At 73.1% G+C, this 15557-nt stretch carries 14 protein-coding genes, 1 pseudogene and 1 riboswitch; of the genes and pseudogenes, 7 read left to right on the forward strand and 8 right to left on the reverse strand.

Features of this window, described 5'->3' with window-relative positions:
• Positions 1-30: 30 nt before the first annotated feature.
• Together OHA84_RS28595 and OHA84_RS28600 are read right to left on the reverse strand one after the other, a co-directional pair.
• Entirely contained in the window at positions 31-666 is a 636-nt protein-coding gene (locus OHA84_RS28595) for a DedA family protein (protein ID WP_266950517.1), read from the reverse strand.
• Positions 663-1439: an MBL fold metallo-hydrolase gene (locus tag OHA84_RS28600; RefSeq protein ID WP_053680014.1), complete on the reverse strand. Its 777-nt coding sequence runs from the start codon at positions 1437-1439 to the stop codon at positions 663-665. The genes OHA84_RS28595 and OHA84_RS28600 overlap by 4 nt, the downstream gene beginning before the upstream one ends.
• A gap of 119 nt (positions 1440-1558) precedes the next feature.
• On the opposite strand from OHA84_RS28600, the gene OHA84_RS28605 reads away from it, so the two are divergent.
• The 3 genes from OHA84_RS28605 to OHA84_RS28615 all read left to right on the forward strand — a co-directional run bounded on the left by OHA84_RS28605 (position 1559) and on the right by OHA84_RS28615 (position 5643).
• On the forward strand, positions 1559-1963 hold the full coding sequence (locus tag OHA84_RS28605) for a hypothetical protein (protein ID WP_266950518.1): 405 nt from the start codon (positions 1559-1561) through the stop codon (positions 1961-1963).
• A 106-nt stretch (positions 1964-2069) separates the two neighbouring features.
• A complete protein-coding gene (locus OHA84_RS28610; RefSeq protein ID WP_266950751.1) occupies positions 2070-4190 on the forward strand; it encodes a phage holin family protein in 2121 nt (706 codons plus the stop codon).
• A 28-nt stretch (positions 4191-4218) separates the two neighbouring features.
• Entirely contained in the window at positions 4219-5643 is a 1425-nt protein-coding gene (locus OHA84_RS28615; RefSeq protein WP_371591472.1) for an amino acid permease, read from the forward strand.
• A 97-nt stretch (positions 5644-5740) separates the two neighbouring features.
• Here the strand turns inward: OHA84_RS28615 and OHA84_RS28620 are convergent, their stop codons facing one another.
• Positions 5741-7315, reverse strand: a complete 1575-nt coding sequence (locus OHA84_RS28620; RefSeq protein ID WP_053680010.1) for an RNA polymerase sigma factor — start codon at positions 7313-7315, stop codon at positions 5741-5743.
• A gap of 226 nt (positions 7316-7541) precedes the next feature.
• Entirely contained in the window at positions 7542-8303 is a 762-nt protein-coding gene (locus tag OHA84_RS28625; RefSeq protein ID WP_053680007.1) for a methyltransferase domain-containing protein, read from the reverse strand.
• Between the two features lie 75 nt (positions 8304-8378).
• Positions 8379-8474: riboswitch (ZMP/ZTP riboswitch) on the forward strand.
• Between the two features lie 28 nt (positions 8475-8502).
• Here OHA84_RS28625 and OHA84_RS28630 point away from each other — a divergent pair.
• A complete protein-coding gene (locus OHA84_RS28630) occupies positions 8503-9375 on the forward strand; it encodes a bifunctional 5,10-methylenetetrahydrofolate dehydrogenase/5,10-methenyltetrahydrofolate cyclohydrolase (RefSeq protein ID WP_266969125.1) in 873 nt (290 codons plus the stop codon).
• Between the two features lie 114 nt (positions 9376-9489).
• Here the strand turns inward: OHA84_RS28630 and OHA84_RS28635 are convergent, their stop codons facing one another.
• Together OHA84_RS28635 and OHA84_RS28640 are read right to left on the reverse strand one after the other, a co-directional pair.
• Positions 9490-10971 carry an NAD(P)/FAD-dependent oxidoreductase gene (locus tag OHA84_RS28635; RefSeq protein WP_266969123.1) on the reverse strand — a complete coding sequence of 494 codons (1482 nt, stop codon included), beginning with the start codon at positions 10969-10971 and terminating at the stop codon, positions 9490-9492.
• A gap of 307 nt (positions 10972-11278) precedes the next feature.
• Positions 11279-12310 carry a hypothetical protein gene (locus OHA84_RS28640; protein ID WP_053680003.1) on the reverse strand — a complete coding sequence of 344 codons (1032 nt, stop codon included), beginning with the start codon at positions 12308-12310 and terminating at the stop codon, positions 11279-11281.
• A gap of 322 nt (positions 12311-12632) precedes the next feature.
• Here OHA84_RS28640 and OHA84_RS28645 point away from each other — a divergent pair.
• Positions 12633-13051: pseudogene (locus OHA84_RS28645) on the forward strand (hypothetical protein).
• Here OHA84_RS28645 and OHA84_RS28650 read toward each other — a convergent pair.
• A complete protein-coding gene (locus OHA84_RS28650; protein WP_053679999.1) occupies positions 13037-13825 on the reverse strand; it encodes a helix-turn-helix domain-containing protein in 789 nt (262 codons plus the stop codon). The pseudogene OHA84_RS28645 and the gene OHA84_RS28650 overlap by 15 nt on opposite strands.
• A 175-nt stretch (positions 13826-14000) precedes the next feature.
• Between OHA84_RS28650 and OHA84_RS28655 the strand changes: the two genes are divergently transcribed.
• Positions 14001-14306: a 4a-hydroxytetrahydrobiopterin dehydratase gene (locus tag OHA84_RS28655; RefSeq protein ID WP_053679997.1), complete on the forward strand. Its 306-nt coding sequence runs from the start codon at positions 14001-14003 to the stop codon at positions 14304-14306.
• Positions 14306-15058 carry a class I SAM-dependent methyltransferase gene (locus OHA84_RS28660; RefSeq protein WP_266969120.1) on the forward strand — a complete coding sequence of 251 codons (753 nt, stop codon included), beginning with the start codon at positions 14306-14308 and terminating at the stop codon, positions 15056-15058. The genes OHA84_RS28655 and OHA84_RS28660 overlap by 1 nt, the downstream gene beginning before the upstream one ends.
• 68 nt (positions 15059-15126) lie before the next feature.
• Here the strand turns inward: OHA84_RS28660 and OHA84_RS28665 are convergent, their stop codons facing one another.
• Complete coding sequence (locus tag OHA84_RS28665; RefSeq protein WP_053679991.1) at positions 15127-15552, reverse strand: RICIN domain-containing protein; 426 nt, start codon at positions 15550-15552, stop codon at positions 15127-15129.
• Positions 15553-15557: the final 5 nt, after the last annotated feature.

A 15557-nucleotide genomic window follows, 5' to 3' on the forward strand; every position in this document is an offset into this window, starting at 1 on the left:
CCCGGTACCCGTGTGCGCCGACCCGTGTTCTCAGACCGAACCGCGTCGGACGCGGCGCCAGAGCGCCGGCGCCGCACTGATCAACAGGGTCAGGCCCACCGCGAGGGCCACGCCCTTCCAGGGTTCCGAGAAGAGCGAACCGCCCAGGATCCCGATCAGGCCGTACGTCGCCGCCCACGCCAGGCACGCCGGCGCGTCGCCGCGCGCGAACCGGCGCAGCGGCATCTCGGCCAGCAGGCACGCCAACATGACCGGGATGCGGCCCGCCGGCACCAGTCGCGAGACGACCAGCACCAGCACGCCGTGCTCGTCGAGCTTCGTCTGAGCCTGTTCGAGCCGCTCCGGGGTGGCCCGCCCCCGCAGCCGCTCCAGCCATCGCGAGCCGCCCCGCGAGTGCACCCCGCGCCGCCCGAGCCAGTACAGGGCGAGGTCCCCGACGAACGCCGCGAACGCCGAGACGCCGAACACCAGCAGCAGTCCGAACGGCAGGTTGTCCTGGTGGAAGGCCACCACCGAGGCCGAACTCACCAACGCCCCGGTCGGGATCACCGGCACCAGTGCTCCGAGCGCCACGAGCAGGAACAGCGCCGGGTACCCGACCGCCTGCCGGGTGCCGTCCGGCGGGACCTGCCCGACCGCCGCCGCGAGGAGGTCGCGCCAGGTCACGGCAGCCGCACCCGCTCGCCGTGGTCGGGCACCCGCACCGTCACCTTCGGCGCGAGCCGCCCCGCGAACCGGGCGAACTCCTCGCCCGGCGCGTGGAACTCGTGCGGCCGCACCGCGTCCATGCCGATGGGCCAGTACGTCCCGTAGTGCACCGGCACCGCCGCCGCGGGCGCGAGGTCCGCCAGCGCCCGCGCCGCCCGACCCGCGTCCAGGTGCCCCGCCCCCAGGTACGGCCCCCAGCCGCCGACCGGGAGCAGCGCCACGTCCACCGGCCCGACCTCGTCGACCATCGTGTCGAACAGCCCGGTGTCCCCGGCGAAGTACGTCCGTGCCGCGCCCTCGATCACGTACCCGAGCGCCGGTGCGAGCCGCGGTCCGTACGGCAGCCGCCGGCCGTCGTGGCGTGCGCTGACCGCCCGGACCCGTACGCCGTCCCGTACGGGGACCACGTCGCCCGGCGCCACCTCCGTGACCGCCAGCCCCCGGGCCGTCGCCACCCGCGCCAGCCCCGGCACGGCCCGGCGGGCGCCCCGGGGCACCAACAGCCGGGTCCCCGGCGCGAGCCGGGCCAGGGAGGGCAGGTGCAGATGATCGGAGTGCAGGTGCGAGACCACCGCCACGTCCGCCTCGGCCGCCTGCGGCGGCGGCACCGCCCCGCGGCGTCGCCGCAGGTGTGCGAACCGGCGTGCGAACAGCGGGTCCGTCAGGAACCGGAGTCCGGAGTCCTCCACCGTGCACGTGGCATGCCCCCACCAGGTGATCTCCACCGGCACCGGTGCTCCCTCCCTCGACAGGTCCTGTCGACCTTAGATCCTGTCCCGTCGAACCGCCCGCAATCGGAACCCGACAGCCCTCTCCTCGACGGCCGCGGATCGGAGTAGGGTCGGGCGCCATGGATGAGTTGCGCGTGGCCGCTATCGCAGGCATGGCCCCGCTCGAGGAACTCGACGTCGACCCCTTCGCCGTGGACACCCGCAGCCAGCACGCGATGTGCGCCCGCTGGGCCGCGGACCGCGGCCACGTCGTCACCCGGCACCTGCTGGTCTACGGCCTGCGCCACGACCACTGCGGACTGTGGTCCGACGTCGACGCGGGACGGGTCGACCTGTTCGTCGCCGCCAACCACCGGGTGCTGGCCCGGGCGCTGCGTTCCGTCGAGGACTTCACCGCCGAGTGCGAGCGGCGCGGGATCCGGCTGGAGACCGCCGGGCTGGAGGAGCCGACGTACACCTCCGCGATGAAGGCGGAAGTGCACCGCCGGCTGTCCATGCCGACGGCGGGCTACGACGGTACGTAACACGACCTGACCGGCGGCTTCCGTACGTTCGTGCGCCACCTGTGTCGCCCGGCCGCGTTCGCGGCGCTGTGCGACGCTGGCAGTGAACCACGAACGGGGGTACGGAGTGTGGCGCGGACGGTGGCGCACGGCGGGCGGCGCACTGGTGAGGGTGATCCTCGTGTGGGCGGTGTCCACGCTCACCATGCTCGCCCTGGCCGGGATCCTGCCGGACTTCCGGCTCCAGTCCGACGACGGTGACAGCGTCACCCGCATCGCGCTGACCGCCGCCTGGGGCGCCGGGGCCTTCGGCCTGTTGAGCGCGCTGGTGTGGCCGTTGCTGGTCCGGGCCCTGCTGTTGGTGCCGGCCCTGCTGCTGGGGCTGCTCGTCTTCTTCCTCAACGGCTCGCTGCTGCTGATCGCGCTCAACCTGATCCCCGACGGGCGCGGCGAGGTGGCCCCCGAGACGGCCGTGGTCGTCGCCGCGGTCATGTCCGCGGTGGCGTCGGCCACGTCCACGGCCCTGGCCGTCCGCGACGACGACGCGTACCGCCGCCGGCTCCACCGGCTCGCCGACCGGCGCCGGCGCAGGCAGCTGCGCTCGGGTGCCCCCGGCGCGGGCGAGAGTCCCCCCGGGCTGGTCTTCCTCCAGCTCGACGGGGTCGGGTACGAGGTGCTGCGCCGGGCCGCGGGGTCCGAGGCGATGCCCACCGTCGGCGACTGGCTGGAGCGCAGCCACCGCGTCATGTCCTGGCGCACGGACTGGTCCAGCCAGACGGGTGCCAGCCAGCTCGGCATCCTGCACGGCTCGAACTTCGACGTGCCCGCCTTCCGCTGGTACGAGAAGGACACCGGCGAGATCGTGGTGTGCAACCGGCCCACCAGCGCCGCCGAACTCCAGCGCCGCGCCATCGAGCGGACCGGCGACGGGGGACTGCTCACCCTGGACGGGGCCAGCCGCGGCAACCTGTTCAGCGGCGGCGCCGACCAGCTCGCCCTGGTGCTGTCGGTGTCCGCGCGGCGCGGCCGGGCCAACCGCTCCCGGGCGGGCTACTTCGCGTACTTCTCGGACCCGGCCAACGCCGTCCGCACCGCCCTCTCCTTCGTCGCCGAGGTGGGCCGCGAGATCGGGCAGTCGATCCGCGCCCGGATCCGGCACGAGGTGCCGCGCGTGGGCCGCGGCGGCCTCTACCCGATGATCCGGGCCTTCGCCACCGTCGTCGAGCGGGACGTGGTCGTCGCGGCGGTGATCGGGGACATGCTCGCCGGCCGCGCCTGCGTCTACGCGGACCTCGTGGCCTACGACGAGGTCGCGCACCACTCCGGCCCGCACGGCCGGGACACCGACCGGGTGCTCTCCCGCCTCGACCGGAGCCTCGCGCTGATCGCCCGGGTCGCCGAGCACGCGCCCCGCGCCTACCGGATCGTGCTGCTCTCGGACCACGGCCAGAGCCCGGGGGAGACCTTCCTGGGCCGGTACGGCCTCACCCTCAAGGACCTCGTCCGGGCGGGATGCGGGCTCCCGGTCTCGCGCCGGGCCGGCGGCACCCGCAGCGGCGCCGAGGCGCGCGCGGCGGTCCGCGCGGCCCTGAACAGGCCGGTGGAAGAGGGCGAGGAGGCCGACCCGACGGGTGGCTCCGACCCGGTGGTCCTGGCGTCGGGGAACCTCGGGCTGATCTCCTTCCCGGACCTGCCCGGGCGGGCCGATCGGGCGTGGATCGAGCGGACCCACCCGGCGCTGCTGGCCACGCTGGCCAACCATCCGGGGGTCGGGTTCCTGCTGGTCGACGGCGAGGTGCTGGGCCCCGGCGGCGCGGTGGCCCGGCTGGACGAGCCGGGAGCGGCGGAGCGGCTGCTGGCGGACTTCGGGCCGGGCGCGGCCGACGCCGTCCGGCGGACCGACTCCTTCCCGCACGTGGCGGACGTCATGGTCAATTCGGCGTTCGACCCGGCCGACGGGACCGTGCACGCCTTCGAGGAGCAGATCGGCTCGCACGGCGGCCTGGGCGGTGAGCAGGGGCACCCGTTCCTGATGTGGCCCACCGAACTGTCGGACCCGGGGACCGGGCTGGTCGGCGCCGAAGCGGTGCACGAGGTGTTGCGGCGGTGGCTCCGCGAGGCGGACGGCCCGCAGGTCCCGTTGGCCGCCCCGTCCACGGCCGCGGTACCGCAGGATCACCCGCCGAAGCCCGACGTGAGCGGAATCCTTCCTTCCGTAGAGCTGTCCGTACAGGACGAAACCCGCTGATTTGGTGCGGCCTTGACGGTGCCCGACGATGTGTCGACCTGTCCAGCATGTGAAACACCAGAGGCGCACCACCGTGAGCACCACCGTGAGCACCACCCCCTTCCCCGCCCCCGTCCCCACCGACGAACAGGCGAGCCCGCACGCCCGCCGCTTCGGCCTGCCGATCGCGACCTGCCTGGTCATGGGCAACATCATCGGAGGCGGGATCTTCCTCCTCCCCGCCGCGGTGGCCCCCTTCGGCACGATCAGCCTCGTCGCCTTCGCCGTGCTCACCGTCGGCGCCATCGCCCTCGCGCTCGTCTTCGGCCGGCTCGCCGAACGCAACCCGCAGACCGGTGGCCCGTACGTCTACGCCCGCGCGGCCTTCGGCGACTTCGCCGGCTTCCTCGCGGCCTGGAGCTACTGGATCACCACCTGGGTCTCCAACGCCGCCCTCGCGGTCGCCGCCGTCGGCTACCTCACGGTGCTCTTCCCCGCCATGGGCGAGCACAAGTGGTCCATGTGCCTGGGCGCACTCGCCGTCCAGTGGCTGCCCGCGCTCGCCAACCTCGCGGGCACCCGCTACGTGGGAGCCGTCCAACTGGTCTCCACCGTACTGAAGTTCGCCCCGCTGCTGCTGGTGGCCGTCGGCGGGCTGTTCTTCTTCGACCCGGCCAACCTCGGTCCCTTCCAGGCCACCGACCAGAGCGCCGTCGGCGCGATCTCCGCCGCCGCCGCGATCCTGCTCTTCAGCTACCTCGGGGTCGAGTCCGCCGCCGTCAGCGCCGGCGAGGTCCGCGACCCGGCCCGCAACGTCGGCCGCGCCACCATCCTGGGCACCACCGGCGCCGCCACCGTCTACCTGCTCGGCACCCTGTCCGTCTTCGGCCTGGTCGCGCACGCCACGCTCGTCACCTCCGAGGCCCCCTTCAGCGACGCCGTCGACGCCATGTTCGGCGGAACATGGGGCGGCACCCTCGTCGCCTGCGCCGCGGTGATCTCGATGGTCGGCGCCCTCAACGGCTGGACCCTGCTCAGCGCGCAGACCCCGTACGCCGCGGCCAAGGACGGGCTCTTCCCGAAGGTCTTCGAGACCAAGAGGCGCGGGGTCCCGATCGTCGGGGTCCTCGTCACCGTCGTCCTGGCCTCGGCCCTGACCGTCTACAACTACACCGCGGGCACCGAGGGGGTCTTCGAGATCCTGGTGCTGGTCACCACCTTCACGGCGACCGTCCCGTACCTGCTCTCCAGCGCCGCCCAGATCTACTTCCTGGTCTCGGGGCAGTCCGCACGCGTCCACCGCGGCCGGCTGGTCCGTGACACCGTCCTGGCCTGCGCGGCCTTCGCCTTCTCGATGTGGCTCGTGGCCGGCTCCGGGTACGCGGCCGTGTACCAGGGCGTGCTGTTCCTCTTCGTGGGCGTGGTCGTCCACGCCGTGATGTCCGCCCGCAGGCAGCGCGCCACGGCCGCCTGACCGGCGGGCGGCCCGTACGGACCGCCCAAGCCTCAGCCGTACACGCCACGGGGGCCCGGGACGGTCTGCCGACCGCCCCGGGCCCCCGTGCCCGCTTCTAGTCGAGGTAGTCGCGCAGCACCTGCGAACGCGACGGGTGACGCAGCTTCGACATGGTCTTCGACTCGATCTGACGGATGCGCTCACGGGTGACCCCGTACACGCGGCCGATCTCGTCCAGGGTCTTCGGCTGGCCGTCGTTGAGGCCGTACCGCATGGAGACCACGCCCGCCTCGCGCTCGGAGAGCGTCCCCAGGATCGACTGCAGCTGCTCCTGGAGGAAGGTGAAGGACACCGCGTCCGCCGGCACGACCGCCTCGGAGTCCTCGATGAGGTCACCGAACTCGCTGTCGCCCTCCTCACCCAGGGGGGTGTGCAGGGAGATCGGCTCACGGCCGTACTTCTGGACCTCGATGACCTTCTCGGGGGTCATGTCGAGTTCCTTGCCCAGCTCCTCCGGAGTGGGCTCCCGACCGAGGTCCTGGAGCATCTGCCGCTGGACACGGGCCAGCTTGTTGATGATCTCGACCATGTGGACGGGGATGCGGATCGTGCGCGACTGGTCGGCCATGGCACGCGTGATCGCCTGCCGGATCCACCAGGTCGCGTACGTGGAGAACTTGAAGCCCTTGGTGTAGTCGAACTTCTCCACCGCGCGGATCAGACCGACGTTGCCTTCCTGGATCAGGTCCAGGAAGAGCATGCCGCGGCCCGTGTAGCGCTTGGCGAGGGAGACCACGAGACGGAGGTTGGCCTCCAGCAGGTGGTTCTTGGCCCGGCGACCGTCCTCGACGAGGATCTCCAGCTCACGCTTGAACGTGGCCTTGTGGTCCTCCTCCTCTTCGAGCTTGTACTCGGAGAAGAGACCCGCCTCGATGCGCTTGGCGAGCTCGACCTCCTGCTCGGCGTTGAGCAGCGGCACCTTGCCGATCAGCTTGAGGTAGTCCTTGACGGGGTCCGCGGTGGCACCGGCGACCATGACGGTCTGCGCCGGGGCGTCGTCCTCGTCGTCGTCGGACAGCACGAAGCCCTGGGTCCCGCCGACCTTCGGAGTCTCCTCCTCGGCCTCGTCGGCCAGGTCCTCGGCCGCCCAGTCCTCGCCCCCGGCAGCGGGGGTCTCGCCCTCGTCGCCGTCCTTGGCGCCCTTCTTCGTGGCGGCGGTCTTCTTCGTGGCCGTCGCCTTCTTCGCGGCGGTCTTCTTGACCGTCCGCTTCTTCGGCTCGGCGGCGGCCTCGGCCGCCACCTCCTCCTCGGTCCCGGAGGCCGACGGTGCGGATATCGCCGCGGCGGTGGCGGGGACCGCCGTCTTGCGCGCGCCGATGGGGCGCGGCGCGGCGGCGGCCTTCTTGGTCACGGTGCGGGCCGGGGCGGCAGCCTTGCGCGGCTTCTTCGCAGCGGCCTTGGTGGCGGGGGCGGCGCTGACGTGGAGGGCGACACCCTCCTCGTCCAGGACCTGGTTCAGGCTGCGCAGGACCCGCTTCCACTGGTCCACCGGGATGCGGCCGGCCTCGAAGGCCTGGCGCACGTCATCACCGTTGATGTGACCCTGCTCGCGGCCGCGCTCGACGAGCGCGACGAGGGCCTCCGATTCGGCGATCTCCGGAGGGAACGTACGGGACGGGCTGAGCGACACAAGGAGCCTCTCGTTGCGAACAGATAAGGGGTGAGCGGGACATCATCGCGCGACTTCGGGAAACAGACCCGAGGGGGGTCTGTATTCCGGGGCCGCGCGAGGACACCTGTCGGTTCATCGCATGCCCGAGTCGATTCGTTACGCGCTGAATTGAGTGACCTGCGCCACGCTGTGGCGACGCAACCGATCCGACGTGGATCCGTCTGCCCTCCCGCGCCCTCCCGGCTCAGCCCGTTTTGCGGGCCTCGACGAGGAAGCGGGCGGTGTGCGCGACGAACGGGCCTTCGCGTTCGATCCGTTCGTGGAGCTCGCGCAACCGGTCCCGGTAGTGCCCGACCGTGAAGCCCGGCACCATCCAGATCACCTTCCGTAGAAAGTAGATCACGGCTCCGATGTCGTTGAACTCCGTCCGCAGTCGTTCGGAGCGCAGATCGACGATTTCCAGGCCCGCCTTCCGGGCGTCGGCGACGGCGTCATCGGGGTGCCGGCCGCGCCGGACCTCCTCCGGCTGCGGGCCCAGGAAGTACTCCACCAGCTCGAAGACACTGGCCGGACCGACCTGCTGCGAGAAGTACGTGCCGCCCGGTGTCAGCACGCGGGCGATCTCGTCCCACCAGACGGTCACCGGATGCCGGCTGCTGACCAGCTCGAAGGCCTCGTCCCCGAAGGGCAGCGGCGGCTCGTCGGAGTCGGCGACCACCACCGCGCCCAGCGGGTGCAGGAGCCGGGTCGCCTTGGCGACGTTCGGCGGCCAGGACTCGGTCGCCACCGTCAGCGGCGGCAGGACGCCTGCCCCGGCGAGCACCTCGCCGCCACCGGTCTGGACGTCGAGGACGGAGGAGACCCGGGACAGACGTTCGCCGAGGAGCTTCTGGTAACCCCACGAGGGGCGCTGTTCGGTGGCGCGGCCGTCGAGCCAGGAGAAGTCCCAGCCGTCCACGGAAACGGACTCGGCCTCGGCGACAAGATGGTCGAAAGTACGCGTCATCCCCCGATCGTCGCAGGCCGCAAGCCGGTCCTCCACCGGGTATCGACGCCCGCGCGCGGGCGTCGACTACAGTGGGCGGCGGGCCGTGACTGGCGTTCGGGTGGATCACCACCGGGGAGCGGCCCGGCGTACCGGTGGGTACGTCGACTGCCGCGCGCCTGGGCGAACCGCGATTCCGCAGCGACGCCCAGGAGATCCCATGACGACTGCCCAGACCGCCCGGCTCATGGACGGCACCGCCGTCGCCCGCCGCATCTCGGAACAGACCGCAGCGCACGCCGCGAAGATCACCGAGCGCACCGGCACCGCCCCCTGTCTGGCGACCGTGCTGGTCGGCGAGGACCCCGCGTCCGTGACCTACGTACGGATGAAGCAGAACCGTTGCGCCAAGGCCGGGATCACCTCCCGCCACGTCGAGCTCCCCGCCGAGACCACCACCGCGGAACTGGTCGCCGCCCTCACCGCGCTCTCCGAGGACCCGGAGATCAGCGGCATCCTCCTCCAGCACCCCGTGCCGCACCACATCGACGAGCGGGCCGCCTTCGAGGCCATCGCCCCCGGCAAGGACGTCGACGGTGTGACGATGCACTCCTTCGCCGCCATGGGCTTCGGCCTGCCCGGCTTCGTCTCCTGCACCCCCGGCGGCATCATGCGCCTCCTGGAGGAGTACGACGTGGACCTGACCGGCAAGCACGCCGTCGTCGTCGGCCGCAGCGCGATCCTGGGCAAGCCCGCCGGCATGCTGCTGTTGGAGCGCAACGCCACCGTCACCTACTGTCACTCCCGCACCGTGGACCTGCCCTCGATCGTGCGCCAGGCCGACGTGCTGGTCGCCGCCGTCGGCAAGGCCGAGTTCATCCGGGGCGAGGACATCAAGCCGGGCGCCGTCGTCCTGGACGCCGGCTACAACGCGGGCAACGTCGGCGACGTCCACTTCGAGTCGGCCGCCGCCCGCGCCGCCCTGATCACCCCGGTCCCCGGCGGTGTCGGCCCGATGACCATCGCCGTGCTCCTGGAGCAGACCGTGCGGGCCGCCGCCGCGCAGGCCGGGCTGGACCTCGCCGAGCTCTGACCCGGCCGCACGCCCGATCCCGTACGACGACCGCCCCGGCCCCCTTCGGGCCGGGGCGTCCCGTTTCCCCGGCCCGCGGCCGCTGCCCGGTCCCGCCCGGCCCCGTACGACGCCTCAGGGGCGGCCGACCGGGTCGGCGGGGGCGCCGCTCGGGTCGCCCCCGACCGGGCCGTCCTCGGCGCCCGGGCTCCCGGGCCGGTCCAGCCCGCCCATGGTCCGCTCGGCCGCCGTGAGCGGCGCCGCCTTGTGGGCACCCTCCCCGGAGGCCCGCAGCACGCGCCAGAGCACGTCCGGGCGGAACCAGTGGGTGGGCGGGCTGCTCATGGTGATGACCTGGAGGAAGGCGCCCGTGAGCTGCTCCTGCGTGGTGGCGCCGGTCATCAGCCGGCTCACGTACCGCGTCACCAGCGCGGAGCCCGGCCTGGACTTCATGCCGGTCGCCGTCGCCTCCGGGTAGAGGATGTCCTGCGAGGTCGCGAGCTCCCAGGCCGTGGAGACCTGCGGGGCGAGCGCGCGCTGCGCCGCACGTCCCACGGAGGGTGTGGCGAGCCCCCGGGCGCGCAGCAGGTCGCGTACGGCCAGCAACCCGCGGGCGGCGACGGACATGCCCTGCCCGTACAGCGGGTTGAAGGTGGCGACGGAGTCCCCGACGGCGAAGAAGCCCTCGGGCAGGTCGGCCTTCTCGAAGAAGACGCGGCGATTGGCGGTGCCCTGGGTCACGGACACCTCGGTGAGCGGCTTCTTTCCCTTCAGCAACTCGCCGACGACCGGGTCCCGCACTTCCATGGCGAACGGGATGAACGCGTCCGGGTCGGCGGTCGGCTGGCCGCCGCGGGTGCCCGAGAGGGTGGCCTGCCACTGGCCGTTCTCGATGGGGACGATCGTCGCGGTACGACCGGGCACGGGCACCCGCGGATCGGACTGCACGTTGACGATGGGGAAGCCCATCGCGTGGCTTCCGGCGGGCGCCTCGAAGATCCGGGTCGCGTAGACCAGACCGGAGTCGACCTCCGCCTGCTCGATCTCACCCACCCCCAGTTCCTGGAGCCAGGTCCGGCTCCGGGAGCCGCGACCGCTCGCGTCGACGACGAGGTCCGCGGTGATCAGCCGGTCCTCCTCCTCGGGGGTGTCGACGCGGACCCCGGTGATCCGGGACGCCGTGCCCTCCAGGCCCCGTACCCGGCTCCGCTGGAGGGTGCGCACCTCCTTGAGGCCGAGGACCTTCGCGCGAACCACCGAGTCGAGGAGGTCGCGGCTGCACGAGATGCTGAACTGCTTCTCCCCGCACCGTGGCAACCAGCCCTCCGCGGCCTTGGTGACGAGCTCGACGGGCAGGCTGCGACGCAGGGCGCCCGCGGCCGTCCACTCCCCGATGACGCCCGGCAGTATCTCCTCGATGGCGCGCGCCCCGCCCGACCACAGGACGTGCACGTGGCGGGCCTGCGGCAGGCCGCGGCGCGGAGCGGGGCCCTCGGGCAGCGTGTCGGCGTCGATGATCGTGACCGTGGCGTGTTCGGCGAGGACGGCTGCCGTCAGAAGGCCGGACATGCTGCCGCCGATGACGACGACATGACGGGGTGCGGAAGGCTGGGGCATCGTGTGGTGGCTCTCTGTCGGGGCCGCACGGGAGACGGCGACACAAGTGAAGTGGTGTGCTCGGGCCACCGGGGGGTGCGGCCGGCGTCCGGTCAACGGGCCCTGTCGATCCGGGACTTGACCCGTCCGATCGCCATGGACGGTCGAACCTCCCGGGAGCGGGGCGGGGTTCGTGCGTCGACCCGGGAACGGGGCGGGGCGGGGGATCGGCGGGGCGCCGCAGCGCGCGGCCCGAGGGTCACTCGGGCGGGCCGGCCGTGGCCTGGGTCGGAGTCGGAGCCGGAACCACGCGGAGCCCGGGTGGCCCTCATGGCGCGCCCCCCTCGGGGCCCCGTACCGGGCCCCTGCCGGCAGGCCCCGGGTCCCCGGTGGGGCGGACGTCGAGACGGCCCTCCCGGGCGAGCAGATCGTCCAGGTGGTCGGCCAGGGACTTCCAGCCCGCGGGGGAGAGCAGTCCGGCGCGGGTGACGATGCTGCGTACGTCGTGTGCCCGCAGGACCGCGAGCATCGGGTTCTCGGCCTCGTGCGCGGCCGACCCCAACTCGTGCTCGATCCCGGCCAGGGCAGCGGCCAGCGCCTCGGTGTCATCGGCCAGCAGGAAGCCGCCCTCCACCCCGTAGAACCGCTGGATCCCGGCGGCCGCGGCCAGACTGGGCAGGCCCTCGCCCTGCGCGAGGCGGGTCAGCGACTGCCCCGACGCGTCGAAGGAACGCGCGATGGCCGTCAGGGAGTACGGCCGCCCGTCCTCCCGGGGCCGGGTGCGGCGCAGGTGCTCGAAACGCTCCCGGACCTGCTGCCGCAGCGGAAGCCGCGCCGGCCGGCCGTCGAGGGTGAGGCGGATGGCCTCGGGGGTGATGCCGGTGAGGAAAGACAGACGGTCCAGGTCGTCGGGGGCGCCCCGCCCGGCGGGGGCGCCGGCCAGGGCCCGTTCCACCGCGCTCTTGTTGTCGGCCAGCAGGAAGCCCGCGAAGACCCCGAAGAACCGCTGGATCCCGGCCGCGTGCCCCAACCCGGGCAGTCCCGTACCCGCGTTGAGTGGGCCCAGGGAGGCGCCGGGCGCCCCGAAGTCATCGGCTACGGCGGCGAGCGACCACTCCCGGCCGTGCTTGTCACGCCGAGTCTCGCGCAGCCGCAGGAAACGACGGTGCACCCGCCGGGTCAGGGGGACTTCGGGAGCTTCGCCGGCCAAGACCCGCGGGATCAGCTCCGGATCGACGCCGGAGAGGTGGCTGAGCCGCTCGACGGACAGCACGTCGGCCGGGTCCTGTCCGCGCTGCCGCGCCAGCCTGTCGACACGGTCCCGGAGCGCGGTCAGGTCGGGTCGGGCGGCGGCTCGCACCGGAAACTCTCCGTATGTCGCTCGGGCGTTCGGGCTGCCCGAAGCCTAGCCCGCACCCCCGCGCCGAACCAGCGCGACCCCCACCTTCCCTTCGCTCCACCTCAAAGAAGTTGGGCACCCGCTCGAAGGAGTCGGGCACCCGCGGCCTGCGCACGACCTCGGGGCAGAGCCCTTACCCAGAGCCCTTACCCCCGAGGTAATCGACCCCGCCCCGGCCCGTCGGCACAGTGGGACGCATCGGGTTCCGGGGTCGCGCACTCGGCTCCGGGACCCGGTGTCCCACCACCTCGCGCATCCGATCCTCGACGGAGGTCGATCCACCATGTCCGCAACCCCCCTCGCCGGCATCGCCCACACCACCGGACCCCGGGTCGTGCTGCGCCGGTTCCTCGCGCTCGACGCACTGGTCACCACCGGCAACGGGCTCGCCTACCTGGCCTTTTCCGCGCCGCTCGGCCGACTCCTGGGCGTCGACTCGACGACCCTGCTCGTCCTCGGAGCGATCCTCGCCCTGTACGGGGCGGGCGTCGGGTGGGTGGCCTCCCGCCGCCGGTCCTCCCCGTCCGCCTCGTCATCGAGACCAACTGCCTCTGGGTGGCCCTGAGTCTGGCCTCGGCACTCCTGTGGTTCACCCCGACCGTCGCGGGCGCGGTGTGGATCCCGGCACAGGCGCTCGTCGTCGCCGGGTTCGCGCTCGCCCAGTGGCTCGCGCTGCGCGGTGTGGCCTCAGGGGACCAGTGAGCGCAGGTACTTCACCGTCGCCGGGTCGGCGGGCAGCAGGGTCTCGATGGCCAGCTCGGCGACGGTCACGTCCATCGGCGTGTTGAAGGTGGAGATGGACGACACGAAGGACAGGACGTGCCCGTCGTGCTCGATCCGCAGCGGCAGCGCGATGTTCGCGACCGCCTGCCGCGGCTCCCCGTGATCGGCCCGCTCCGCCACGGGGTAGGCCGCCACCTCCTCGTACAGCGCGCGCAGCGGCTCCGAGCGCGACAGGGCGATCTGCCGCTCCATCTGTTCCAACAGGTGCCCGCGCCATTCCCGCAGGTTGAGGATCCGCGCGGCCAGGCCCTGCGGATGCAGGGTCAGCCGCATCGCGTTCAGCGGCGGCGCCAGCAGGTGCTCGGGCACGCCGTCCAGCAGCAGCGCGACGCCCCGGTTCGCGGCGATCACCTGATAGGTGGCGTCCACGACCAGCGCCGGATACGGCTCGTAGCCCGCCAGCAGTCGCTCCAGAGAGTCCCGAAGGACTTCCATCGACGGGTCGTCGAGCGGGGTGTGCGGGTAGCGGGGCGCGTAGCCGGCCGCCAGCAACAGGGCGTTGCGCTCCCGCACCGGGACGTCCAGGTGCTCCGCGAGCCGCAGCACCATCTCCTCGCTCGGCCGGGAACGGCCGGTCTCCACGAAACTGATGTGCCGCGACGAGGAGTCGGCGCGACCCGCCAGCTCCAACTGGCTGATCCCGCGCCGCTCCCGCCAGGTGCGCAGCATCACGCCCACACTCACCGTCGTCATGTCCCGACGGTAGCCCAGCGGGCCCGGCCCGCGGTCCGGGGCCGGCCGCCGCGGCGACGACGCGCGGACGCGCCGGCACGCACCGCCGCGCGGGACCCGCCGGCGGGCCCGCGCTGTGGGAACCTTGACCCCACGTCAGGCGATGGAGCCGACCGAGTCGTGAAGGAGTGTGCGGATGTCGGGCGAGCCGCTTTCCCAGAAGGAGATCGAGGACCGGTTGCGGGAACTCCCGGGCTGGGCCTTCGAGGACGACCGGATCCTGCGCACCTACCGGCTGGGCAGCCATTTCGCGGCGAGTGCCCTCGTCGCCCACATCGCGTCGGTGCAGGACGAGTTGAACCACCACTCGGACCTCACCCTGGGCTATGACACGGTCCGCGTGTCGGTGAACACCCACAGCGCGGGCGACGCCGTGACCGAGACCGACTTCGCCCTCGCCGAACGACTGGAGGCCCTGGCTCCCGCCCACGGGGCGAACTGATGCCGATACCGCGTTCCCCGCTCGACTACGACGCCGAGGCCGAGGCCTACGACGCCACCCGGGGCGGCGCCCCGCGCGCCGAGGCAGCGGCGGCCGCGGTGCTCGACCTCGTCCCGGCCCGCGCGCGCACCCTGCTCGATCTGGGTTGTGGCACGGGCATCGTCACCGCCCGACTGCGGCGCCCCGGGCTGCGGGTACTGGGCGCGGACGCCTCGTACGGCATGGCGACGATGGCGGCGCGGCGCGGGATCCCGGTGGTGATCGCCTCCGGGACCGGGCTTCCGGTGCGGTCCCGGTCGGTGGGCGCCGTGAGCGCGGTGTGGCTCCTGCACCTGCTGCGGGAGCCCGGGGTGGTGCCGCGACTGATCGCGGAGGTGGCGCGGACGCTGCGGCCGGGCGGGGTGTTCGTCACCACCGTGGACAAGGACGCCGCCCACGACGTCGGCGGCGACATCGACGAGGTGCTCGCACCGCATCTCACGTCGACCCCGGCGGACGCCTCGGCCGAGGTGACGGCCTACGCCGCGCAGGCGGGTCTGCGGCCGTGCGGGGAGACCCTGTTCACGGGCTTCGGCCAGGGCGTCACCCCGCGCGGCGCGGCCGAGGCGCTGCGCGCGGGACGGTACGCGTCCCGCGTGCTACCCAGGGGTGCCACCGTCGAGGAGGTCGCGACCCGGCTGGGGGCGCTGCCCGAACAGGATGTTCCGCGCGCGGCCCCGACGTACCGCCTGGCCGCCTTCGTACGCGACTGACGGCGGACTGGCGGCGGACGGGCGGCGACGAAGGGGCGGGGACGAAGGGCGCGGGCGGGAGTGGCGGGTCAGGCGGGTTCCAGGCGCCACCACTGGGCCGGCGAGTCGGTGTCCTCGCACTGGCGGGCCCGCCCCTCCTCGTCAGCCTCCAACGGGAGCCCGCTGATGACGGCGATCAGGGAGACCACGCCGGGGTCGTCCAGGTGCTCCTCGACGATCCACTCCTGGGCGCCGAACGCGTTGGCCTTCCACACCTGGACCCGGGTCCCGCTGTCCACGGACGCGTTCGCGACGTCCAGCCGTTTGCCGTTGTGCACGCTCACCACGTGGAAGATCCCACCGCCGCCGTACACCGGCGAGATCTCCCACTGGTCTGCGGACGCGGGCGCGGGCGGGCCGTCCGGCCCCACCCGTACCCGGTTCCCGCTCTCCACCTGGAGCAGCAGCCCGCTGCCCACGTTGCGGAGTCGGTAGACCCCGTCAGGAACGTTCACCCGCA

The organism is Streptomyces sp. NBC_00513 (assembly GCF_041431415.1).
GTDB lineage: Bacteria > Actinomycetota > Actinomycetes > Streptomycetales > Streptomycetaceae > Streptomyces.